Here is a 21671-nt window from a genome sequence, read left to right on the forward strand (position 1 = left end):
TTGTATTGGTGCACCTGACACAGGGTCGAAAGTCCCGCTGGAGTGCCAGCCCAGCCGCTCCGCCAATACAACGAAGCCTCGTCAGCAATGACGGGGCTTTTTTGTATCTGAAATTTAAGCAGTTTTTGGGATTGTATTGATGCACCTGACACAAGGTCGAGAGTCCCGCTGGAATGCCAGCCCAGCCGTTCCGCCAACACAACGAAGCCTCGTCAGAAATGATGAGGCTTTTTTGTATCTGAAATTCAAGCAGTTATTGGGATTGTATTGGTGTATCTGAAATGTAATCGCTATTCACACTGTAAATTAGGTATTGTAGATAACTCGTTTCAATAATAAAAAGCCAAACAAAGTGCTTGTTTGGCTTAAGAGTTGCTATTACTCGCCGTTATACTTTTGTTCAAGCGCTTGTGCAGCTAGATAGCTCTGATGCGTGCTTAACTGTTCAAAATAGCGTTTGATATTCGGATAATCACTTAAGATGCCATCGGTGTTAAGGATTTCAGCAATGAACGACATCATGAAATCAGCACCCGTTAATCTCTCTTCAACAAGGTAAGTTTTACCAGCTAAGCGTTGATCAAAGTATTGCATGACTTTTTGCGTTTCCATGTCGGCATAATCGCCAAGGAAATTCATTTTCGCACCATCTTTCGTGACAAACATCTTCAAAAGTAGCGGTAAAATTGCTGAACTTTCTGCAAAGTGAAGCCATTGAATATAATCAATATAAGCAGGTGTGCCACACTCAGGTTTAAACTTACCATTACCATAAGTATCGATAAGATATTCAGTGATCGCGCCAGACTCGGTAATGATCATACCGTTATCTTCAAGTACAGGTGATTTACCTAACGGGTGAACACTTTTTAACTCTGGTGGTGCAAGAAAGGTGACCTTATCACGGCAATAAGGCTGGATCTTGTATTCGACCCCGAGCTCTTCCAATAACCAGATTATACGTTTTGAACGAGATTGATTTAGATGGTGCAAAGTAATCATATTAATTCCCTTTTCGTTACAGTTAGCTGACTTTAACCACTAATTTTCCGAAGTTCTTACCTTCGAGTAAGCCGATGAAAGCTTGTGGTGCATTTTCTAATCCTTCAACGCAATCTTCACGGTAATGGATTTTTCCTTCTGCCAACCATTGCGACATATCTTGTGCAAATTCGTCGTAGCGGTGAGCATAATCATCAAAAATAATAAAACCTTGCATCTTGATACGCTTAACAAGCAGTTGTCCCATTAGCATATTCATGCGATCAGGACCTTCTGGTAATGAAGTCGCATTGTATTGAGAGATCAAACCACACAGAGGAATACGAGCACCGGTATTTAATAGTGGAAGAACCGCATCAAAGACTTTGCCACCCACGTTTTCATAGTAAACATCGATACCATTTGCACAGGCTTGGCTAAGTTGCTCAGCAAAATCAGCAGCGTGGTGGTCGATACATTCATCGAAACCTAAAATGGACTTTGCGTAATCACATTTTTCTTTGCCGCCAGCGATACCCACAACACGGCAATTTTTGAGTTTACCAATCTGCCCAACCATAGAGCCCACAGCGCCAGTCGCTGCAGCGACAACAATGGTATCTCCTGCTTTTGGTTGACCAATGTCGAGTAAACCCATGTAAGCTGTAAAGCCAGGCATACCCATAACACCTAATGCATAGGAAGGGTGGGTTGGATTCATGCCTAGCTTGATCAGTCCTTCACCATTTGATGTTGCATAATCTTGCCAGCCAGTAAACGCTAATACCCACTCACCAACGGTAAAATCAGGATGATTTGACTGTTCAACTTGGCATACGGTACCGCCAACCATCACATCACCGATCGCGACAGGCTCGGCATAAGATTTTTTATCGCTCATACGCCCACGCATGTAAGGATCAAGCGATAGGTATTTGGTTTTAAGTAAGATCTGACCTTGAGCAGGTGTCGGAATTTCAGTTTGATTGAGCGTGAAATCCGTTGGTTGTGGTGCCCCAACTGGACGAGAAGCTAATAATACTTGGCGATTGATAGTTGTCATCATGACTCCTTAAATACAATTAGACCAGTCGTCTAGTTGTTAGTTATAAAAAATCCCGCCATCAGCTTAGTTCAAATAGTAATGGCGGGTTGTGTTCTTTATTTTGCTGTTAATAGCATCTTAGTTGTTGCTAATGCTTGCTCTAAGCCCGATAAATCTTGGCTAAGCTTGCTAAGTAAACTTGCCCCTAACCATAAATGGTAAAGGGTTTGTGCCATTGCTTGGCTGTCACATGTCGCAATGGATCCGTCTTTGATCCCCGCATCAATTGCACTAGCAATCAATGACACTACATTATTGGCGCCTTGCTTTAATGCTTCACGCATTGTTTCTGATAGATCAGACACTTCTGCACTTAGCTTAACGACTAAACATTTATTGGCATTACAAACGCCATTTTCCACTTTGATCCAGAGATTGAAATAATGGTTAAGGCGTTCGAATCCTGTTTCTTGTTCATTATGTAAAACATGAGCTACACGTTGTAAATAATGCTGAAAATAGTATTGGATCAAAGCTTCACCAAATTGCTCTTTTGATTTGAAATAATGGTAAAAAGAGCCTTTTGGCACATCAGCAGCATTCAGTAACTGCGATAAACCGACACTAGTGAAGCCTTTGGCAACGACTAACTGGTAACCAACATCAAGAATATGCTGCTTTGTATCATTTGTTTTTTCGTTCATAGCGTCACTATAGAATAAATTAGACCAGTCGTCTAGCATCCCTAAAAGATGGATGCATTGTAAGAAAAATTAGCAATGCTGGATAGCGAAACCACAATTAAGGTCGGTATCAGCGAATTAACCGATTGAATAGCTTTCTGAAAGGGTAAAATCATGTAACTATAGCCACAATCTAGCAGGAATTGGTTACTGACGTTGATTTCTGCACTTTTTATTCGCAACAAAGGTTATGCACGATGGATTTCCAACAATATTACGAAATCATTATTGAAGAGTTAGTTGATAATTTTGATTTAGATGACGGTGAGTACTACGGCGACGTTGTACTGACTGATGAGCTGTATCAAGCAAGTTGTGAAATCGCGAAAAAGTTTGATGTTGATTTTAATGGCGAGCAATCAGCATTGGCTGTGCTTGAAGCATCGAAACAAGATGCAGCAGAGCCAGAGACATACTCAGTATCAGCGGCAGCGGTAGGTTGTGTAGTTGATTACTTAGAAGATAATTTTGTTGTTGAGTTTGAAGACGAAGATTTCGACGACGAAGAATAGAACGTAATTGCTTACTATCAGCAAAGCCGACATGTAATGTCGGCTTTCTTTTATCTCACGTATAGGGAATGTGAATCCGTGTTAGAGTCAATCTTACTGGCATTTGTTGAGCAGCAAGCTATCTCAGATGCAGCTCATGATAAAGCACATATTTTACGAGTAGTTAAAATTGCTAAGCAGTTATGCCAACAAGAACAGGTTCAGTTAGATGTGGTGATGGCAGCAGCTTACTTACACGATTGTGTATCGGTAGCGAAAAACGATCCTCGTCGCAAGCAAGCATCCTTACTGGCGGCAGATAAAGCGATTGAGTTTTTATCGGCGAAACAATTGCTACAGATGCAGCATGATGCGATCCACCATGCCATTGTTGCCCATAGCTTTAGTGCCAATGTTGAGCCGTTAACTTTGGAAGCGAAAATTGTTCAAGATGCTGATAGGCTAGATGCATTAGGAGCGATTGGTATAACCCGATGTATTCAAGTCGGTACAGCGTTAGGTCGTCCACTGTATAGTATTGATGATCCGTTTTGTGAAACACGTGAACCAGATGATACAACGTATACTATCGATCACTTTTACGAAAAATTGCTGCGATTAGCCGATACTATGCAGACAACATCAGCAAAAGATGAAGCATTAAAGCGAATTGAATTCATGAAAAGCTACCTTCAACAATTATCGTCAGAAGTTTAAGTTGAGTAACTGTTAAGCGCTAAATTGACGTTTTTCACATCATTATGCCGTGTTTTACCTGTTTTTGTTGTTTAATTAACCATTTGAAACAAGTGGGTATTTACATTGTGCCATGATGACCGTATTATTCGCTGCACTTACGGAGAGATGGCTGAGTGGTTGAAAGCACCGGTCTTGAAAACCGGCATACGTTAATAGCGTATCTAGGGTTCAAATCCCTATCTCTCCGCCATATTTAGAAAAGCCGCTGACGAAAGTTAGCGGCTTTTTCGTTTCTAGCTAAATAGAAATCACATCTATTAATTCGATAATTTTTATTTCTGATCTTATTCCACTTGATTGTTAACGCTATTACGCAGAGCTAATACGTCTGCGGTTTCTAATCGAGATCTTGTTGATTAATAAAGTTAGCTTGCGCCATGGCAATAATGGAAGCGGTTAAACGTAATGCTGCGTTGATAGCATCGTCGGACTCATCGAGTGAACGTAATAACTCAACATGACCATGTAAACAGCTGTAACCTTGATTGACCATACAAGCTGCTATGCAGGCATAGTAATAGGCTGTTTCATCTACGACATCAAGATCATGAAGCGGCGTAAGCTCTAATGCATTAGATTGCTTTATGTTAGATAGATGCAATGTATTAATGGTCATGTAGTAATTGTTTGTCATAGCCATACGCATAACGGCATGTTTTATATCTTGTAACTGTAGTGGATTAATTCCACCTACTTGTTGTTTGATATGCTGCAGAACCGCTTCATTTTTACATGCGAAAGCAGCAGCATAGGCGATATATTGCACTCGATTAATAGCAAGCAGCGACTGTCGTGAGATTAAAGAATATAGTAATTCTGAATGATCAAATTGTGTGTCGGTAGTAGGCATGATGATGCTTCCTTTCTGATTCAAAAATATATCAGTCAAATTCAGTGGCTGTATCTTTTTATGCTATTCCATTCACTGTCTTGTACAACTAACAGTAATGCATGCTAACTGTGTAGAAATGATCGACAGATTTATTCGAAAATCGTGATAAAAACGAGGCCAGAATAAAATTTTACAGAAAGCGTTTATTTATTAGGCAGTTGAATGGGGGGGGGCATTTACAAGCTGAAAATAAGGCAGTATTATCCGTCGCACTTACGGAGAGATGGCTGAGTGGTTGAAAGCACCGGTCTTGAAAACCGGCATACGTTAATAGCGTATCTAGGGTTCAAATCCCTATCTCTCCGCCATATTCTAGAGATTCGATGAAATCGGGTTTCATAAAGAATTGGAGCGGTAGTTCAGTTGGTTAGAATACCGGCCTGTCACGCCGGGGGTCGCGGGTTCGAGTCCCGTCCGCTCCGCCAATACAACGAAGCCTCAGCAGAAATGCTGGGGCTTTTTTGTATCTAAAATTCAAGCTGTTGTTGGCATGGCATTGATGTACCCGACACGGGGTCGAGAGCCTCGCTGGTGTGCCAGCCCAGCCGTTCCGCCAATACAACGAAGCCTCAAAGTATTATGTTGAGGCTTGTGCATGTTTAGATTTCAACGCTGAGTTTGAGCTTTTGTAATTCGTGCACAAAAGAAAAATGGAGTTGGTTTTGTTTTGCGTAATACATCGCTTCATCTGTTTTACTGATCAAAGCGGGGAGTAGGTGTTGATCTAATGGGTAAAGCCCTAAACCGATACTAACACCAACATCAACATGATGGCTAAGTGAAGCAATGTAAATAGGCTGTGTGAGAGTTTGATAAATACGATTGGCAGTATTTTCTAATTCTCTAACAGGATCAAAGGAATGGGTAAGATCAAAGATAATTAGGAATTCATCTCCGCCGACACGAAAGACATAGTCATTTGATGGAAATAATCGGGTTAAACGTTGCGCGATTTTTTTCAGCAGAATATCACCGACATCATGCCCGTACTGATCGTTAATCGGTTTAAAACGATCAAGATCTAAAAATGCAATCCCTAATGATTTGGCTTTAAAAAGCTGAGCATAATCATTTTTAATTTTATCTAGATAACGTTGATTTAATAAGCCTGTAAGCGGCTCACGGTTTAGTTTGTTTTCTAGATCGTTAATGGTGTCTTGTATGCTAGAAAAGTCGTGAATAATAGCGATAGCACAAGGCTTTTCTGCATACTCTAAATAAGAAATGGAAATACGTAGTTGGATCGGTAAGCCATTTTTCTTATAACAAGAGATCAACGCTCGTTCGCTCATGACTTTGGGCGATGATTGATTTTGAATGAAGTGCTCGACTTTATGTCTGTGTGTTTCAATGTCAGGATGCTTGATTAAATCTTGCAGTTGCATGGTCTGAAATTCATTTTTAGAGTATCCAAGCAAGGCACAACAAGCATGATTTGAAAACATAATATGACTGTTTTCATCAACAATAAGCGCAGCATCACCAAGAAAATCTAAAAACTTATTTATAGAGGATTGGTTATCCATTTATACAACCCGTTAACAAGAAACAATAGGGTAGTATAAATAAATATGTTAATAACTTCTAATTATTAATTAAAGAAGTTTTAGTAACCAATAGTTATTATTATTGAATAAATGATTTGTTTCGATGGCTGTCAGGTATTTTATAGCTATAACCGTTTGTTTTTCTTTATCGATAAGCTTCATTGAATAGCGGGTGTTATTATCTGAACCTCTGTTTTCTATCCAGAAAATTAAGGTCATGGGATCTGAATGGAATTGGCTGATTGCGAGCTTATATTCACAATCAGCGAAAGAGTGATAGCAGAACTCTATATAAATAGATTCCATTATTATACTCGCTTTTATATTAAGCGGTTTCGGAAAATAGGATATTTAGGTCGTAATTTTCTCGTTCTAATGAGCGCTTGAGTGTTTTTAATGTTTTGATTTGTAGTTGGCGGATACGTTCTCTTGTTAAGCCAACAGAATCTGCTACCTCTTGTAAGGTATGAGGTTCATACCCCATTAACCCATAGCGACGACAGATGATTTCGCGATCTCGAGGGTGTATTTTATCAAGGATCATACTGGTAAGTTTGATCATATCCTCGTTATCGGTTTCAGCACCTGGCGTTGCAATTTGTTCATCGGCAACAAGATAGGCAACCGTATTTGAGTTGTCGCTATCACCTAGCGTTTGCTCTAAAGAGACAACATTAATTTCACTCGATAATAATGATGAGATCTCATTAATATCTTTATTAAGTTCTTTAGCTATATCGTCTTGTGTTGGTTCACTATTGTTGGCTTTCATTAACTCACGATGAGTACGTAATAATGTATTAATCTCTTTTGATACATGAACAGGTAAACGAATGGTTCGATTCTGATTATGTATGGCTCTTTCGATAGTTTGTTTTATCCACCATGTGGCATAGGTAGAGAAACGGAAACCTTTTTCAGGATCAAATTTATCAACAGCTGTCATTAAGCCAATGTTTCCTTCATCGATGAGATCGTTAAGAGACATCTGGGCTGCGTGGTATTTCTTTGCAATACTGACTACGAGTCTTAGGTTTGATTCGACTAAAACTTTCTTGGCGCTAGAATCACCCATTAAAAACTTACGGCTATATTGAATTTCATCTTCTTTAGTCAGTAATGGTTTATTTGAAATATCGTTTAGATACAAACGTACAACATCGGCTTCAAAACTTACTGCTTCCATTCTATTGTCCTTAATAAAATTAAAATCCAATAACAAATGCAATCATTCCGTAATTGCATTGTTAAATATTTAAATTTAATTGTTAACAAAAAGCAACATAAAAAACAGGGTTAATTATAGTTTTAATAATTAGAGAAATTGATATGAGAGCGTTTTAAAATCACAAAAGTCTTATATCTTAAAAATATGAGCGAATAATATAATGGTAATTTTGCGATGTTATTTTGCTTATGGATTTTATTTTATAGAGGTATGATGAGATCAAGGATAAAAACTAATAAAAAGAGCCTATCTTTATGTCTAATTTTTTAAAAAATGTTTCATTAGCAACAGCATTTATAGTTCCACTTTTCTTTTCTTACGCTAATGCGGCTGAGCCAGCGGGTAATTCGATTGTTGTTCAGTCGTGTGTAGAGAACCAAAACTTTGATGAGCAAGGCTTGATTCATTGCTACCAACAAGCGGAAGCAACGGCGAAAGATCAAGTTTATAACTTGTCTGGTCAAGGTGATCATTACAAAACATCGATTGATCAACGCTGTCAGCAACTTGAGAGCCAATTAAAGTTAAATACAACTCTTATTAAATCAGAGAAGGCGGCGAAAGTGGCGGCTTGTTATGCAAATGGTTGGGCGAATGCACGAGATGAAGTGCTGAATGAAAAATATTAATTTTTATGCTTAATGTAAAAACGGATGGGTACTGAGTACTCATCCGTTTTTTTATTGCTTGTGAGCTAAGTCTAAGATCGCAGCATAGAGCAGTGATGTCGCGGGATCTTTCTTATGTTCTTTGGGGCAAACAAGGTAATACGTTGGTCTTTTATCGCCTTGATCGGGAATAGTAAATGCCTTAATGAGCTTTCCTTCATTAAGTGGCTTTTGCACTAGAATTTTATTTACATAAGCAATCCCTAACCCATTACATGCGGCTTCAATCGCTTGAATTGAATTTTGAAAGAATACTTTATTTTGATTGATGATCGGCTTTATTTTGAGGTTGTGTAACACGAGATCCCATTGAATAAGTCGGTTTGTGGTTTCAATTAAAGTCACTTCTTGCAAAATTTGTGGGGTAAGTGTGGTGATCTCTGGCGGTAAATAATTGGGCGCACAAACGGCAATCATCTCTTCTTCAAACAACTTATCGTATTCCACATGCTCTGGTGGTTCTAAGCCATAACGGATAGCCATGTCGATGCTGTCTTTATGAAAATCCAGTGTTTCTAAAGTATCAACAAAATTGAGAGAAATACCCTGTTGAGACAATTGTTGAAGGTTAATTAACGGTAATAACCATTTATTAAGTAATGCTGGCGGTATTGCAACAGTGAGTTTTTGGTTTTTACTTGCCATACCAAGATCTGCGGTGGCTTGCTCTAGCTCATTAAGAATAATGGATGTACGGCTAAAGTAACGTTGCCCTGCATTGGTCAGCGTTATGCTTCGGTTATGACGTTGAAAGAGTTTTTGCTCAATAAACTCTTCAAGTGTGTTGATCTGATGGCTTACAGCCCCAGGTGTTACGCATAATTCTTCTGCTGCTAGTTTAAAACTTTGTAATCGTGCTGCCGCTTCAAAATACACAATAGCTTTGATGGGGGGGATAACGCGCATTAAGATTCCTTCGGGGTATTTTTTCTCAACTCACAAAATAGTTTTATTGATTTGTTGAATTTAATTATTAGTTCCATAATTAAAACCGCAAAAACGAGTTTGGCAGTATACCAATTTCACATTTACTTTGTGCTGCTAGATAGTTAATTATTCGAACATGAGTACAGATAATGAAGATCAAACAAGTTGTAGCCGCTGTTCTTTTAGCCGCACCTGCATTTATGTCACATGCAGCAATGACATTAACAAGCCAAGATATTACCAATGATCATACGCTACAAAATCAACAACTGTTTAATCAGTGGGGTTGTACTGGTAGTAACGTTTCACCACAATTAAGCTGGACTGGCGTGCCTGAAGGTACAAAGAGCTTCGCTGTGACTATGTATGATCCAGATGCACCAACAGGTAGTGGCTGGTGGCACTGGAGTGTTGTAAATATTCCTGCAAACGTTCACAGTTTAGCTGCTGGTGCTGGCGCAGTAGGTGGTAAAGATCTACCTAAAGGTGCAAGCATGGTAACGAATGACTTCGGCTTCAAAGGTTTCGGCGGTGCATGTCCACCACCAAATTCAAAACCTCACAACTACGAAATCACTGTATACGCATTAAATACAGCTAACATTAAGTTACCTGAAAATGCATCACCAGCGTTAGCAGGTTATAACATTTTGTCTCATGTTATCGGTAAAGCTCAGCTAATCGCACCGACGAATGCGCGTTAATGTATCTTGTCATGAAAGAGCCACCTCGTTAGGTGGCTCTTTTTTTATTTATAAATCGTTCAAATCACATCAGTAGTGACTCTGGGCTGACATATGGCAAGCTGAGTGATTGTGCAACGCTAAGACAGGTAATATGCCCTCTATAGACGTTGAGCCCATGACGGAGATGGTGATCATCAAGCAGTGCTTGTTTATAGCCTTTATTTGCAAGGGCAACAATATAGGGAAGTGTCGCATTGTTCAGGGCGACGGTTGCAGTACGGGCTACTGCCCCAGGCATATTGGCGACACAATAATGAACTACATTATTAACAATATAGGTGGGTTTATCATGAGTTGTTGCATGGGAGGTTTCAACGCAGCCACCTTGATCGATAGCGACATCAACAATCGCTGCACCGTTTTTCATTTTTCTGATCATCGCTTTTGTAACGAGTTTTGGTGCAGCAGCGCCAGCAACGAGAACACCACCGATAACAAGATCTGCATTAAGGACATGCTTTTCAATCGTATCATGGGTTGAATAGACAGTATTTACTCTACCGTTAAATTGAGCATCGAGTTGGCGTAGCACTGAGATATTACGATCAATAATCGTCACATTGGCTTTTAGGCCAAGCGCCATTTGTGCAGCATTAGCTCCTACTACACCACCGCCTAGAATAACGACATTGGCAGGTGTTACACCGGGCACTCCGCCTAATAATATCCCTCGTCCACCTCGTGATTTTTCTAATGCAAAAGCCCCTGCTTGGATTGACATTCTACCTGCCACTTCTGACATAGGTGCGAGTAATGGCAGCTTACCATCATTATCAGTCACTGTTTCGTAAGCGATACAAATAGCTTTGCTTTTGATCAAATCTTTTGCTTGTTCAGGATCGGGAGCGAGGTGGAGGTAAGTAAATAATATTTGATCCTCTCGCAGTAATGCTCGTTCATTAGCTTGAGGCTCTTTTACTTTTATGATCATTTCAGATTCGGCAAAGATATCGTTAGCCGTAGGTAAAATTTGTCCTCCAGCATCAATATAATCTTGATCTTGAAAACCGATCCCAATGCCAGCTTGGGTTTCAATATAGACGGTATGACCATACGAGGTGAGCTCTTTTACTGAGCTTGGTGTCATACCGACACGGTACTCATGTGTTTTGATCTCTTTTGGTATCCCTATAATCATAGTATTACCTCCTATCTATGATTAAAGAAGCTGTAGAAACCGTTATGGTTGTAATAATAAGTTACGTTTATAAACAGATAGAACCTATATCTATATTTTAACGTAAACATAATTTAGGCCACTGCAATGGTCAGTTTTGATGGCGATTAAAACTGGGTGATATACTTTGAGTGGCAGACTATCCTGTATTTTTGTCTTGTTATGAAGATAGTTTCTTATTTTATTAGTGATAGCAGTTGATAAATCTATTGATGTACAAAAATATGAACAGCGTGATGTGCTGTTTTTTATCTATGTAATGAAAGCTCAAAGTAAATATGAGCGTGGCAAGATAACAAAGAAGGACGTGGAGCAGAATATAAACTTAGGTAAAAAAAACCGCCATATTAGGATGGCGGTTTATTGTTTGAATAAGATTGAAATTAGATTTCAAACTCAGAAAGTTGTGCACCTTGGTCAAGTAGCTGTTGCAGTGCTTTAGGAGTACGGCCTTGGCCTGTCCATGTTTTTTCTTCGCCGTTTTCGTCTGCGAATTTGTATTTAGCAGGGCGTGCAGCACGCTTTTTCTTCGCTTTTGGTGCATCACCAATAAGTGCAACAAGTTCTTCTGCTGTAATACCTTCTGCTTCTAGTAGCTCACGGTATTTTTGAAGCTTAGCTTCTTGCTCTTTATTTTGTGCTTTAGCTGCAGCTTCTTCTTCACGGCGCTCTTCAACAACTTGAGTAAATTTTTGAAGACCTTCTTCTAGATCTGAAACTGACATTTCACGTGCTTGAGCACGTAGTGAACGTAGGTTTAATAAAATATCAATCATGTAAAATTTATTCTGAAATAAAAGGAATTATTGGGGTCTATTGTACTTAAGTTTTTAAATAAGGCACGAAAAATAGAGAGTATCTTTGTAACTAAATCTCATTTTTTAAATATCTTTTAGTAACGGCATATAAAACGAAAATAGATTATTTGCGAACAAGATCGCTTTATATACATTTTTAACCAGAACATGCGAGAAAAAACAGTCACATTTAAGTGCATTTAAATCCACCTTAGCACATACCATATCAGTATGTGATAGCACTTTTTAGTGTAAATTTAATGGGTTACAAGTAATTGTTAATGTTGTCAAATGTTACAAGATATATCATTCGCCGCATCTATTTGTTTTATCTCTTTTATTTCATTAACTTATCCCTTGTGGGGCTTTTTCTTATGCTAATAAGAAATATTAATTATCCTCTTTAGGATTATTCCCATATAAATTTCGACCAGAAAGGGGATGTTGTAAAACAAGCCATAGATATAAATGCATTGTACATTTTTATAAAGCAATAACGACCTTCTTTTGTTATACACATTGACGCGTGGTTATTAGCGGTAACTAAAATAAAGAGAATAAAAAGAGTCTTCAACAATTAGCAAAATAACAATGTCTGTCGCATTTGCGATTGCGAACTTTTCTGTAATCAGCGTAGCTAATGCTCACGGTTGGTCTGAATTTCCACCTGCTCGTACTGTAATTTGTGATGCTGATGGGAACTACTGGAGTGGTCAGGCATGCCAAACCAAGCATGCCGTATCTTATTTGCTGAGAATGGTGGCTACCCATTTACCTAAAAAATGAAAACGCAGCACTAACGAAAGATTACAGCAATATTGCTTAAGTGAAAAAAGTGGTTACTGACGGACTATTATGTGCTGTTGGTGTTTGGAATACAGATGCTGGTAAGCATGAATTAAATACTGTGGATCTTTTGGCAAATAAAGTTTGGGCAGCAGAAGATAAACATGCATTAACTGTAAGTGTTATCAAACCTCTTGAGCCAATTCCACCCGTTGTCGATCCTGAAGAGCCAGAGATTGGTGATGTACCTACCTATGTTGCAGGAACAGTATACCAAGCGGGTGATAAAGTATTAGCGAAAGACGGTAATGTTTAACAGTGTAAATCATGGCCATATACAGCATGGTGTTCACAAGCATCTTATGTACTAGCAGAAAGTCATGTTTGGTTAGATACTTGGGATAAGCTATAAACAATTTATTGAGTATGTAAAGCCAGCTAATAAGCTGTTTTTTTTATTTTCAAGTCTAGGTATTAAAAATATGGTTGCCGTTTTATTGACATATTTAATGATAGATATTTGACGTTTTTTAAATAATAACTATTTATTTATAACTATCAGTTTAATTATTCTAATTTATATATTGCTTATTTCTTTTTTTTAATTTAATTATTGAAATATACATTAATGTAACATTTTTAAATGTAACAAAAAATATTCTTTCAGCGTATGTGTGATTCTCTATTGCGTTTTAAAACAATGGGTTAATATCTTATTGTATTGGTTTTATCGTGGTGATTAATTTTGTTTGTTATGTGCTTGTTGTTTTTTGATTTATAAAATACACAAGCAAAGGGGAGAGTTTCTTTTTGCTGTCACTAAATAAAAATAACCGCAGTATAGTGGTATGAAATAGTGGCAATGCAATGACGATATATTTAAACATCAAACTTATATCGTTAAATAATATTGAGAGAAAACGATGTCTTCTAAATTCACAAAACTATCATTATCTGTCGCATTTGCTATTGCAAATGTTGCTGCCATTGGTGCTGCTAATGCTCACGGCTGGGCTGAATTCCCAAGTGCTCGTCAAAACACGTGCTACAACGATGGCGGTTATTGGTCAAATGCAATCCCGAATGCAGCATGTAAAGCTTCATACGATAAATCTGGTGTTGAGGCTTTCATTCAACGTAACGAAGTTGCGTCATTGAATCCTAATTACAATGATATCAATACTGTTAAAGCGAACATTAAAGATGGTCAACTATGTGCTGCAGGTATGCCTGGTAAAACGGGTCTAGATGTACCACATAAAGATTGGCAAAAAACGGAAATCGTTCTTGATGCAAATGGTGAGTTCGATTTTGTATGGACGGCAACAGCACCACATAACCCATCTTTCTGGGAATTTTACCTAACCAAACCAGGCCACGATTTTACTCAACCTTTAAACTGGGATGATCTAGAACTAGTTCATACGGTAGGTAATGTGATGCCAAATGCTGGTTCGCCTTATAAAACGTACAATTTTAAAGTGAAGCTACCAACTGATCGCTCTGGTGATGCTATTCTTTATACACGTTGGCAGCGTATTGACCCTGTGGGTGAAGGCTTCTACAACTGTAGTGATATCACAATTAAGCAATCAGGTAATGGCGGTGAAGTAACACCTCCACCAGTTGTTGATGGTGATATGAACGCAATCCCAGGTTACTTTGTACCAGCAGGTTACCAAACACCAGCTGTAGGTGACATTGTACGTTTCCGTCTAATGGCACCAGTAACAGGTGCTGAAGTGTTTGATCATCGTTTAGAGATCACTGCTGCTAACCAGGCTACATGGGTAGAAACACTAGCAACTGAACTAAATGTTTTAGATTCAGAAAAACTATTCGTAGGTGTTTGGAACCAAGCCGCAGCTCAATATGAGTTTAATGCGTCAAATATTCATGCAAACCAAGTTTGGGTTTCTGAGAAAGATTACGCGTTTGCTGTAAGTACAATTAAAGCGTTAGAGCCAATTCCACCTCAACCACCAGTTGATCCTGAAGAGCCAGAAACAGAATTACCTGAAGGTAGCTGGAGCAAAACGGCTGTTTATAACGCTGGTGATGTGGTAACTCACTTGAGTAAAACATGGAAAGCGGGTTGGTGGACACAAGGTGAAGAGCCAAGCAAAGCTGAAGTGTGGAAGCAAGTACTAGCTGAAGGTGAAACACCAGAAGTAGGCGGTTGGTCTGCAACTAATGTTTACTATGAAAACGACGTAGTGACTCACAACGGCGATAGCTGGAAAGCAGGTTGGTACACGAAAGGTGAAGAGCCTGGAACAACAGGTGAATGGGGCGTATGGCGTAAGCTGTAATCACTTCTATCTTTAGCCTAAATAAAGCCTGTGGAAATCCATAGGCTTTTTTGTTTTCTATTGTAAAAATGTTCAGTCATGAGTTCAAAAAATCAGTTAGTCACTAGGGTTGAAAAGAGCATAAGGCACGCTTTAGTGAAGAAAGGGTATATATCGCTCTGTTCTATTATTGAAAGTCAGTATAACGCAAATCAAAAACACCCTTTAAATTTAAGAAAAAATAAAAACTTTTTATCAGGTTGTGTGTCATCGCCATATAAGCCGAACGCTAATATCTTTGATTTGTCTGATTATAAATACATTAAGCCTAGGAAGTTGACAAAAGATAAATATAAAGAGTTAAAGTCACTGCATGAGTTATATTAACGAAATACAGTGATTGTACTGAAGGTTATTAAATGGAATTAAATAATAAATAAAGAGGGAATAATAATATTCCCTTTTTTACTCTAAGTTATTTGTTTTAAATGCATGCTGTAAGTTAAATGGTAAATTGAAAGGTGCAGTATTGCGTAATCGGTAGCGTTCAGTACTGTTAACCTTGCTTACTGTCTCTAGTGTTTCTTGGCTATATAGTGGCTTATTTTCTTCAATAAAAACCAGTAGTTCCGCATTGTTGCCTGTTGATGCCGTATGTTTGATAAGATTGAGTGCATACTTTGCGTAGGCATCATACATACAGGTTTCCATTGCTTTAATATTAAGATATTGAAGTAACTGCTTTTTCTCTTCGTTAGTAAATTTTTCTCCCCCTTTGACATGCAAATATAAGTTAATTTTATTATTGCTCTGAATATCATTACAGCGTTGTTGGTAGTAACGAATATCATTAATACTATCAGTTAAACCTGCTTGAACAGTTAAACTGAATAATGAAAGAAATATAGGAAATATATAATTATTAATATGCTTCAAATTAAATAATCCAAGAGATATAAGCGATAACTTTGCACTGTTGAAATGTTAAATAGTTCCTTTGTTAAGGAATCCACGTAGAGCTCGATAGTAAATCTTCCTGATGACATATCACAATGTTTGTTGTTATTGATAGCAAAAAAAGTGTTTCAAAATGTGTTGTTATTATTAATTTTAGTTATAAAAAGTGCAAAAAATATCGTTTTATGCTCAAAAAGTGAATATTTCATACATTGATTAAATTTATAAATTGTCACGATTAAAGATGTCGTTTGTGTTGTTTCCGTTAAAAGTTAAACATTGGGTTAACTTTTATGGACTATGTAATAGCAGTAAGGAAACATAGTGAATACATTTCAAAAAAACTTTAAGTTGATTGATAAGCCAACGTTTTTCGGAGCGTTAGCCATGTTGATCTCAGTGGTTGTGCCACTGATCTTATTCCCAGAGCAAGGTGCAACTTGGATTGCAACAGCGAAGACCTTTATGACGGATAAACTAGGTTTCTTATACCTAGCATTAGGCTTAGCTGCTGTGTTCTTTATGGTGTACATTATTTTCTCTGATATCGGCCAAATTAAACTGGGTGATGCAGATGAAGAGCCTGAATTTAAAACAGGTTCTTGGGCTGCGATGCTGTTTTGTGGTGGTATTGGTGCAAGTATCCTTTACTGGGGTGCTATCGAGTGGGCATATTACTACCAAAGCCCTCCATTCCAGTTAACACCAGGAAGTGAAGAAGCGGTTCGTTGGGCTGCCACTTACGGTGTATTCCACTGGGGGCCTGTTGCTTGGGCTATCTATCTTGTACCGGCTGTGCCAATCGCTTATTTCTTCTATGTTCGTAAGCAGCCTGTATTAAAAGTATCAGCAGCTCTAATGCCTGTTATCGGTGAAGCGCGTAGTTACGGTTGGACGGGTAAAATCATTGATGTGCTTTTCATCTTTGGTCTACTTGGTGGTGGTGCAACGACGCTAGGATTAGCAGCTCCACTTATTACTGAAGGTGCAAACTACCTGTTCGGCACACCGAAAAATACTGAAACTCAAATTTTTGTTCTACTTATCTGTACAGCAATTTTCGGTTACTCAGCGTATGCGGGTATGGAAAAAGGCATTAAGATCCTAAGTAATATTAACTTCTGGGGTGCGTTAGGTTTACTGGCGTTCATCTTGGCTGTTGGTCCTACTATCTTCATGCTGGAAACAGGTTTAGATTCACTAGGTCGTATGCTATCTAACTTCTTCGTGATGGCAACATGGGCAGAACCATTCGGTGGTTACGGTTCATTTGAAGACACGCACTTCCCACAAGATTGGACTATCTTCTACTGGGCATGGTGGTTAGTGTTTGCACCAAGTATGGGCTTGTTTATCGCACGTATCTCTCGTGGTCGTACGATCAAGCAAATGGTTTCAGGCTCGATCTTCTTTGGTTCAATGGGCTGTTTCCTATTCTTCATGGTACTAGGTAACTTTGGCTTATCGCTACAGCTATCTGGTCAGCTAGATGTAGTTACGATTCTAAATGCGGAAGGTGCAACAAAAGCAATCTTCTCTATTCTAGAGCAACTACCATTTAGTATTGTCGTGATTGCTGTGTTCACATTACTGTGTTTGATTTTTACAGCAACAACGTTTGACTCAATCTCATACATCTTGGCATCTGTTGTACAAAATGATGTTACAGAAGAGCCAATGCGTTGGAACCGTTTGTTCTGGGCTTTCGCAATGTCATTCATGCCATCGGTATTGATGTTCATGGGCGGCTTGGCAACACTGCAAACAGCGGCAATTGTTGGTGGTCTACCACTGCTATTCATCACTGTAATGTTAATGATTTCAGCGGTTAAAGCGGCTTCACTAGACTTAAGTCACCAAGAAGGTTACGAAGATCCAGTGATTAACATTGAAGATTTACCAGATGTTGATCCATGGTCAAAAGAAGGTATGGCGCTAGCGAAGTTTGAACAACTAAAAGATGTGGCAATTGAAGCTGCAGATGCTGAGCGTGATGCACTGAATGCTATCTGGAAGATCAAGAAGCAAATTCGTGCAGAGGCATTAGCGCGTGGTGATAGTGGTGCTGATGTAGGTGAAGTACCGGCTGAGTTAGCGGAAGAGTTACATCGCCTAACAACAGAAGCGATGGCGGCGAAAGAAACTAAACTTGAAGCCTCTGAGCAAGCACAAGAAGCGCGTATCGTTTTCAACGAAATAATGAAAGAAAAAGAGCAAGCTGCAATGGCAGAAGCAACCGCCTCTTAATCATTGCGAAATAATTAAAAAGCGATCCCTCGGGATCGCTTTTTGTTTTTTGCCAGTTAATGAATTATTGCAGTTAGCAAGAGCTGAGACTTACTAATTGATCACTTAAGTAGATATTTCTGAAGCAATAAAACAGTGGTTGCAACAGAAGTACGGGATCACTCCTTAAATTGCCATTAAATTATTAATTACTACGTATTTTATATTTCCTATTAGTTAGTCTTAAGCGATAGCTGTGAAATCATGGAGAAATAAAATGACACGTCGTGTTTATGTTTTAGCGCAATTTAAGCCTAAAGCGGGTAAGGAAGTGGAATTATTTGAGGTGTTGAAAGCGTTAGAACCAGATTCATACCGTGAAGAAGGGTGTATTCAGTACACCTTAACACGTCAAATTGACCATCCAAGTGCAACACGTAATGACTATCCGATTGTATTTAATGAAATTTGGCAAGATGCCGAATCATGGTTAGCCCATGGTCGCCGTAAACAAATTCAACATTTCTTTAATAGCCATGTAAAAGATCCAGCTGGCTTGGTCGAAGATGCGGTTGTGACAGCCTATAGTGATGAAGGTTATTACTACGATGCTCCTTGTTTTGATGTATAACAAGTAGTGTGCAGTGAGTTACTGCTTAGTGTATAACGACTTAGTACTCGAAACGGATACCCTAGTAATAATGACCAATTGCTAGGGTATTTTTTATGAATGTAAAGCAGTGATAGCCATTGATAGGGAGCACTAACTCATGCGGAAAATGGATAAAAAACGTGATAATACAATTGTTGCGGCATTAACTCAGGTTTGTCATGTCGCGCAAGATGAAGGCAATGGCTTTCAATGGCTAACCCATAGTGTGAATTATCAAAATTTCCCTGATAGTTTAACCGTAGTGTGTGTTTATGATGAGTTGCCAACGGAAAGCGTCAAAATAGCGATGTGCCATTTGATCCAAGATTCATTAATGAAACAGGCGATTCCACTGCTAAACCCGGCTCGACAAATTCAATTTAAGCAACAAACGTCAAAATAATCCTCGTGCGAAATATATTCAGCGACAGTGCAGCTTTAGCATTGATAGTTGAAAGATTATTTGCGTCAGAAATTTGGCTCTGGTTACAACTCTTATGTAACAGCGTCTGCCTCTCTTGTGATTATGTCTTACCACTAGTGTTATTTACCTAAATATAACGGGTGAGGTTGCGATGTAAAAATGTGCTCGCAATACTGCAAACGTATATTTTCGATAAAATAGAGCAAGTGGTCATGTTTTTAGGGGCTATTTTCTGGCTTTCTATCATCATAGTGATGCTCATTATTTTATCTTCTTGTCCACTATTGAAATCAAGGATGATAAAAATGCTGAGATCTAACCCAGCAAAAAAAGTCGCTTTTCTGACGTTATTATCTGCATCTATGGGCTTATTTACTGCCAATGTAGCAGCACAAGAGCAGCCCTTTGAATTAGGTGTAACAACGGTTAGTAATGGTGATGTGGTGTCCTATCAAGGTGAGTGTTTTAAAGCCAAAAACAGCCCTGGCACATGGGAAACACCCAAATCTGGTTCATGGTTTTGGGAGCAAGTCACTTGTTCGAATGATACGGTTGAGCCGCCTGTTGAACCTGAACCACCCGTTGTAGAGCCAGAGCCTCCGGTAACAGAGCCTGAGCCACCAACAACAGAGATTCCATCAGATGTTACTCCATTTGTATTAGGTGAGACTCGTGTTGCTAATGGTGATGTCGTGTCGTATCAACAACAGTGCTATGTCGCTCAAAATAACCCTGGGGTTTGGGAAGCGCCTAAAGCGGGCTCTTGGTTCTGGGAGCCAACAAGTTGTGGCAGTACAGGTGAGCCACCACTGACATGTACCTTGCCTGAAGTCTTAATTGATAATCAATGTGTGATCCCTCCAGTAGAATGTCCTGATGGTAGCAGTGCAGCAACAGCAGCAGAGTGTCCTGTGATCCCTCCAGTGACTTGCCCTGATGGCACTACAGCCGACTCCATTGAGCTATGTCCGCCAGCGAAAGTTGTCTGTGATGATGGCTCTGTTGTTGATGACATTGCGCAGTGTCCTGTAGCCCCTGTGACGTGCCCTGATGGTTCAACTGCAAATAGTGCTGCTGACTGTCCTGTGACGGAAGTGCCAACCTCAATGACAGTCACTTCGGATGGCAAAGGTGGTTACCTGATCCCTCGTGCTGAATTTGTGGCGATTGAGAAAAGTCTAACTAGCGGTGAATTATTTGATCTTGTACGTTCAGATACCGTGACATTAGATAATGCTTCTGTTGAAGCTGTTCTACCATTACGTGCCGCGAACCCTGACAACGTCAAACGTGCTGAATCGATTGTCGATGAAGCGTTATGGGAGTTCTTATTCCCAATTCGTAATCCTGCTTATACTTATAATCGTTTCCTACAAGCGATTGCTAAGTTCCCAGCATTTTGTCGAACTTATACCGATGGGCGAGATTCATTAGCCATTTGTAAGCGTTCACTCGCGACGATGTTTGCCCACTTTGTACAAGAGACTGGTGCACACGCACCGAACTGGGAAGGCGCATTAGGCAACCCTGAATGGCGTCAAGGTCTGTACTATGTACGTGAAGTGTATAAGTCAGAAAGCGATACCACCGGTCCTTACAACAAGTGTACTGGATGGGCAGGTGAGCGTTGGCCTTGTGCGAACAAGAGCTATTTTGGTCGTGGTGCGAAACAGCTAAGTTGGAACTACAACTATGGTCCGTTCTCTGAAGCGATGTTTGGCGACAAAATGGTACTGCTGGAGAAACCCGAGCTGGTGGCTGATACATGGCTAAACCTAGCATCTGCTGTGTTCTTCTATGTCTATCCGCAGCCACCAAAACCAAGCATGTTGCATGTGATTGATGGAACATGGCAGCCAAATGCGGCAGATAAAGCTAATGGCATTGAACATGGCTTTGGCTCGACCATTCAAATCATTAATGGTGCATTTGAATGTGGTAAAGGCTCAACAACCGCACAAGCCAAAGCACGTATTGCGTACTACAAAAAGATCACAAGCTACCTTAACCTTGATATTTCAGGCGAAAAACTCGATTGTGCTGATATGAAAGCCTTTGATACCGCAGGGGCTGGTGCACTAGAAGTGTACTGGGATAAAGATTGGGGATGGGATGCTGATACTCCGGGCAATCATAGTTTCAAATGTAAGTTAGTGGGTTATCAAACCGCTTACAGTGCATGGACTACGGGTGACTATGAGCTATGTGTTGAAGATAACTTTAATGTACAAGCAACCGATGCTAACGGTGACATTATTCCTAAATAATAATCAGAGTTAGCTGATAGAACAAAGCCCACAACAGAATCTGTTGTGGGCTTTTTAAATCTGACTG

21 protein-coding genes and 3 tRNA genes are annotated in these 21671 nt (G+C 39.3%); 14 read left to right on the forward strand and 10 right to left on the reverse strand.

What is annotated here, in order from left to right; genetic code table 11:
- Nucleotides 1-378: 378 nt before the first annotated feature.
- From Q7657_RS02145 to Q7657_RS02155, 3 genes are all read right to left on the reverse strand, one after another.
- The gene (locus Q7657_RS02145) at nucleotides 379-1002 is read right to left on the reverse strand and encodes a glutathione S-transferase family protein (protein ID WP_107166089.1); all 624 of its coding nucleotides are present in this window, start codon (nucleotides 1000-1002) and stop codon (nucleotides 379-381) included.
- 22 nt (nucleotides 1003-1024) lie between these two features.
- Nucleotides 1025-2047 carry an NADPH-dependent curcumin/dihydrocurcumin reductase gene (gene curA, locus Q7657_RS02150; RefSeq protein ID WP_107166088.1) on the reverse strand — a complete coding sequence of 341 codons (1023 nt, stop codon included), beginning with the start codon at nucleotides 2045-2047 and terminating at the stop codon, nucleotides 1025-1027.
- A 95-nt stretch (nucleotides 2048-2142) separates the two neighbouring features.
- Nucleotides 2143-2730, reverse strand: coding sequence for a TetR/AcrR family transcriptional regulator (locus tag Q7657_RS02155; RefSeq protein WP_107166087.1), 588 nt, complete (start codon nucleotides 2728-2730; stop codon nucleotides 2143-2145).
- Nucleotides 2731-2966: 236 nt separating this feature from the next.
- Here Q7657_RS02155 and Q7657_RS02160 point away from each other — a divergent pair, with 236 nt between their 5' ends.
- From Q7657_RS02160 to Q7657_RS02170, 3 genes are all read left to right on the forward strand, one after another.
- Nucleotides 2967-3281: a hypothetical protein gene (locus Q7657_RS02160; protein WP_107166086.1), complete on the forward strand. Its 315-nt coding sequence runs from the start codon at nucleotides 2967-2969 to the stop codon at nucleotides 3279-3281.
- 36 nt (nucleotides 3282-3317) lie between these two features.
- Nucleotides 3318-3977: an HD domain-containing protein gene (locus Q7657_RS02165; RefSeq protein WP_107166085.1), complete on the forward strand. Its 660-nt coding sequence runs from the start codon at nucleotides 3318-3320 to the stop codon at nucleotides 3975-3977.
- Nucleotides 3978-4118: 141 nt separating this feature from the next.
- Nucleotides 4119-4209 (forward strand) — tRNA-Ser (locus tag Q7657_RS02170).
- A gap of 147 nt (nucleotides 4210-4356) precedes the next feature.
- Here Q7657_RS02170 and Q7657_RS02175 read toward each other — a convergent pair.
- Nucleotides 4357-4869: a hypothetical protein gene (locus Q7657_RS02175; protein ID WP_107166084.1), complete on the reverse strand. Its 513-nt coding sequence runs from the start codon at nucleotides 4867-4869 to the stop codon at nucleotides 4357-4359.
- Between the two features lie 259 nt (nucleotides 4870-5128).
- Here Q7657_RS02175 and Q7657_RS02180 point away from each other — a divergent pair.
- Together Q7657_RS02180 and Q7657_RS02185 are read left to right on the forward strand one after the other, a co-directional pair.
- Nucleotides 5129-5219: transfer RNA gene (locus Q7657_RS02180), tRNA-Ser, on the forward strand.
- 40 nt (nucleotides 5220-5259) lie between these two features.
- Nucleotides 5260-5336, forward strand: a tRNA-Asp gene (locus Q7657_RS02185).
- 174 nt (nucleotides 5337-5510) lie between these two features.
- Here the strand turns inward: Q7657_RS02185 and Q7657_RS02190 are convergent.
- Nucleotides 5511-6437: a sensor domain-containing diguanylate cyclase gene (locus tag Q7657_RS02190; RefSeq protein WP_107166083.1), complete on the reverse strand. Its 927-nt coding sequence runs from the start codon at nucleotides 6435-6437 to the stop codon at nucleotides 5511-5513.
- A gap of 346 nt (nucleotides 6438-6783) precedes the next feature.
- Nucleotides 6784-7644, reverse strand: coding sequence for an RNA polymerase sigma factor RpoS (gene rpoS, locus Q7657_RS02195; RefSeq protein WP_107166082.1), 861 nt, complete (start codon nucleotides 7642-7644; stop codon nucleotides 6784-6786).
- Between the two features lie 296 nt (nucleotides 7645-7940).
- Here rpoS and Q7657_RS02200 point away from each other — a divergent pair, with 296 nt between their 5' ends.
- Nucleotides 7941-8315 (forward strand): hypothetical protein, encoded by a 375-nt coding sequence (locus Q7657_RS02200; RefSeq protein WP_107166081.1) that lies wholly within the window; start codon nucleotides 7941-7943, stop codon nucleotides 8313-8315.
- Nucleotides 8316-8366: 51 nt separating this feature from the next.
- Here the strand turns inward: Q7657_RS02200 and Q7657_RS02205 are convergent, their stop codons facing one another.
- On the reverse strand, nucleotides 8367-9260 hold the full coding sequence (locus Q7657_RS02205; protein WP_107166080.1) for a LysR substrate-binding domain-containing protein: 894 nt from the start codon (nucleotides 9258-9260) through the stop codon (nucleotides 8367-8369).
- Nucleotides 9261-9430: 170 nt separating this feature from the next.
- Here Q7657_RS02205 and Q7657_RS02210 point away from each other — a divergent pair, with 170 nt between their 5' ends.
- The gene (locus Q7657_RS02210; protein ID WP_053988673.1) at nucleotides 9431-9985 is read left to right on the forward strand and encodes a YbhB/YbcL family Raf kinase inhibitor-like protein; all 555 of its coding nucleotides are present in this window, start codon (nucleotides 9431-9433) and stop codon (nucleotides 9983-9985) included.
- A 64-nt stretch (nucleotides 9986-10049) separates the two neighbouring features.
- On the opposite strand, the gene ald is transcribed toward Q7657_RS02210, so the two are convergent.
- Nucleotides 10050-11165 (reverse strand): alanine dehydrogenase, encoded by a 1116-nt coding sequence (gene ald / locus Q7657_RS02215; protein ID WP_107166079.1) that lies wholly within the window; start codon nucleotides 11163-11165, stop codon nucleotides 10050-10052.
- Between the two features lie 422 nt (nucleotides 11166-11587).
- On the reverse strand, nucleotides 11588-11980 hold the full coding sequence (locus Q7657_RS02220) for an H-NS histone family protein (RefSeq protein WP_053988675.1): 393 nt from the start codon (nucleotides 11978-11980) through the stop codon (nucleotides 11588-11590).
- A 612-nt stretch (nucleotides 11981-12592) separates the two neighbouring features.
- Between Q7657_RS02220 and Q7657_RS02225 the strand changes: the two genes are divergently transcribed.
- The 3 genes from Q7657_RS02225 (at nucleotide 12593) to Q7657_RS02235 (ending at nucleotide 15099) form a co-directional block, all read left to right on the forward strand.
- Nucleotides 12593-12787: a hypothetical protein gene (locus Q7657_RS02225; protein WP_258178252.1), complete on the forward strand. Its 195-nt coding sequence runs from the start codon at nucleotides 12593-12595 to the stop codon at nucleotides 12785-12787.
- A gap of 40 nt (nucleotides 12788-12827) precedes the next feature.
- Nucleotides 12828-13103, forward strand: coding sequence for a hypothetical protein (locus Q7657_RS02230; protein ID WP_107166078.1), 276 nt, complete (start codon nucleotides 12828-12830; stop codon nucleotides 13101-13103).
- Between the two features lie 607 nt (nucleotides 13104-13710).
- Nucleotides 13711-15099: a lytic polysaccharide monooxygenase gene (locus tag Q7657_RS02235; RefSeq protein WP_107166077.1), complete on the forward strand. Its 1389-nt coding sequence runs from the start codon at nucleotides 13711-13713 to the stop codon at nucleotides 15097-15099.
- A 444-nt stretch (nucleotides 15100-15543) separates the two neighbouring features.
- Here Q7657_RS02235 and Q7657_RS02240 read toward each other — a convergent pair whose 3' ends face one another.
- Complete coding sequence (locus Q7657_RS02240; protein ID WP_107166076.1) at nucleotides 15544-16014, reverse strand: hypothetical protein; 471 nt, start codon at nucleotides 16012-16014, stop codon at nucleotides 15544-15546.
- 345 nt (nucleotides 16015-16359) lie between these two features.
- Between Q7657_RS02240 and Q7657_RS02245 the strand changes: the two genes are divergently transcribed.
- From Q7657_RS02245 to Q7657_RS02260, 4 genes are all read left to right on the forward strand, one after another.
- The gene (locus Q7657_RS02245) at nucleotides 16360-18282 is read left to right on the forward strand and encodes a BCCT family transporter (RefSeq protein WP_053988680.1); all 1923 of its coding nucleotides are present in this window, start codon (nucleotides 16360-16362) and stop codon (nucleotides 18280-18282) included.
- 256 nt (nucleotides 18283-18538) lie between these two features.
- The gene (locus Q7657_RS02250; RefSeq protein WP_107166075.1) at nucleotides 18539-18892 is read left to right on the forward strand and encodes a putative quinol monooxygenase; all 354 of its coding nucleotides are present in this window, start codon (nucleotides 18539-18541) and stop codon (nucleotides 18890-18892) included.
- A 139-nt stretch (nucleotides 18893-19031) separates the two neighbouring features.
- Nucleotides 19032-19316 (forward strand): hypothetical protein, encoded by a 285-nt coding sequence (locus Q7657_RS02255; RefSeq protein ID WP_053988682.1) that lies wholly within the window; start codon nucleotides 19032-19034, stop codon nucleotides 19314-19316.
- 326 nt (nucleotides 19317-19642) lie between these two features.
- Nucleotides 19643-21604 (forward strand): chitinase, encoded by a 1962-nt coding sequence (locus Q7657_RS02260; RefSeq protein WP_258178251.1) that lies wholly within the window; start codon nucleotides 19643-19645, stop codon nucleotides 21602-21604.
- The last annotated feature ends 67 nt before the right edge of the window (nucleotides 21605-21671 follow it).

Source organism: Candidatus Photobacterium acropomis (assembly GCF_030685555.1).
GTDB lineage: Bacteria > Pseudomonadota > Gammaproteobacteria > Enterobacterales > Vibrionaceae > Photobacterium > Photobacterium lucens.

Excerpts from the sequence above, each read along its gene's own strand:
- Q7657_RS02145 (WP_107166089.1), bottom strand. The coding sequence starts at position 1,002 with ATGATTACTTTGCACCATCTAAATCAATCTCGTTCAAAACGTATAATC.
- curA (WP_107166088.1), bottom strand. The coding sequence starts at position 2,047 with ATGATGACAACTATCAATCGCCAAGTATTATTAGCTTCTCGTCCAGTT.
- Q7657_RS02155 (WP_107166087.1), bottom strand. The coding sequence starts at position 2,730 with ATGAACGAAAAAACAAATGATACAAAGCAGCATATTCTTGATGTTGGT.
- Q7657_RS02160 (WP_107166086.1), top strand. The coding sequence starts at position 2,967 with ATGGATTTCCAACAATATTACGAAATCATTATTGAAGAGTTAGTTGAT.
- Q7657_RS02165 (WP_107166085.1), top strand. The coding sequence starts at position 3,318 with ATGTCGGCTTTCTTTTATCTCACGTATAGGGAATGTGAATCCGTGTTA.
- Q7657_RS02175 (WP_107166084.1), bottom strand. The coding sequence starts at position 4,869 with ATGCCTACTACCGACACACAATTTGATCATTCAGAATTACTATATTCT.
- Q7657_RS02190 (WP_107166083.1), bottom strand. The coding sequence starts at position 6,437 with ATGGATAACCAATCCTCTATAAATAAGTTTTTAGATTTTCTTGGTGAT.
- rpoS (WP_107166082.1), bottom strand. The coding sequence starts at position 7,644 with ATGGAAGCAGTAAGTTTTGAAGCCGATGTTGTACGTTTGTATCTAAAC.
- Q7657_RS02200 (WP_107166081.1), top strand. The coding sequence starts at position 7,941 with ATGTCTAATTTTTTAAAAAATGTTTCATTAGCAACAGCATTTATAGTT.
- Q7657_RS02205 (WP_107166080.1), bottom strand. The coding sequence starts at position 9,260 with ATGCGCGTTATCCCCCCCATCAAAGCTATTGTGTATTTTGAAGCGGCA.
- Q7657_RS02210 (WP_053988673.1), top strand. The coding sequence starts at position 9,431 with ATGAAGATCAAACAAGTTGTAGCCGCTGTTCTTTTAGCCGCACCTGCA.
- ald (WP_107166079.1), bottom strand. The coding sequence starts at position 11,165 with ATGATTATAGGGATACCAAAAGAGATCAAAACACATGAGTACCGTGTC.
- Q7657_RS02220 (WP_053988675.1), bottom strand. The coding sequence starts at position 11,980 with ATGATTGATATTTTATTAAACCTACGTTCACTACGTGCTCAAGCACGT.
- Q7657_RS02225 (WP_258178252.1), top strand. The coding sequence starts at position 12,593 with ATGTCTGTCGCATTTGCGATTGCGAACTTTTCTGTAATCAGCGTAGCT.
- Q7657_RS02235 (WP_107166077.1), top strand. The coding sequence starts at position 13,711 with ATGTCTTCTAAATTCACAAAACTATCATTATCTGTCGCATTTGCTATT.
- Q7657_RS02250 (WP_107166075.1), top strand. The coding sequence starts at position 18,539 with ATGACACGTCGTGTTTATGTTTTAGCGCAATTTAAGCCTAAAGCGGGT.
- Q7657_RS02255 (WP_053988682.1), top strand. The coding sequence starts at position 19,032 with ATGCGGAAAATGGATAAAAAACGTGATAATACAATTGTTGCGGCATTA.
- Q7657_RS02260 (WP_258178251.1), top strand. The coding sequence starts at position 19,643 with ATGCTGAGATCTAACCCAGCAAAAAAAGTCGCTTTTCTGACGTTATTA.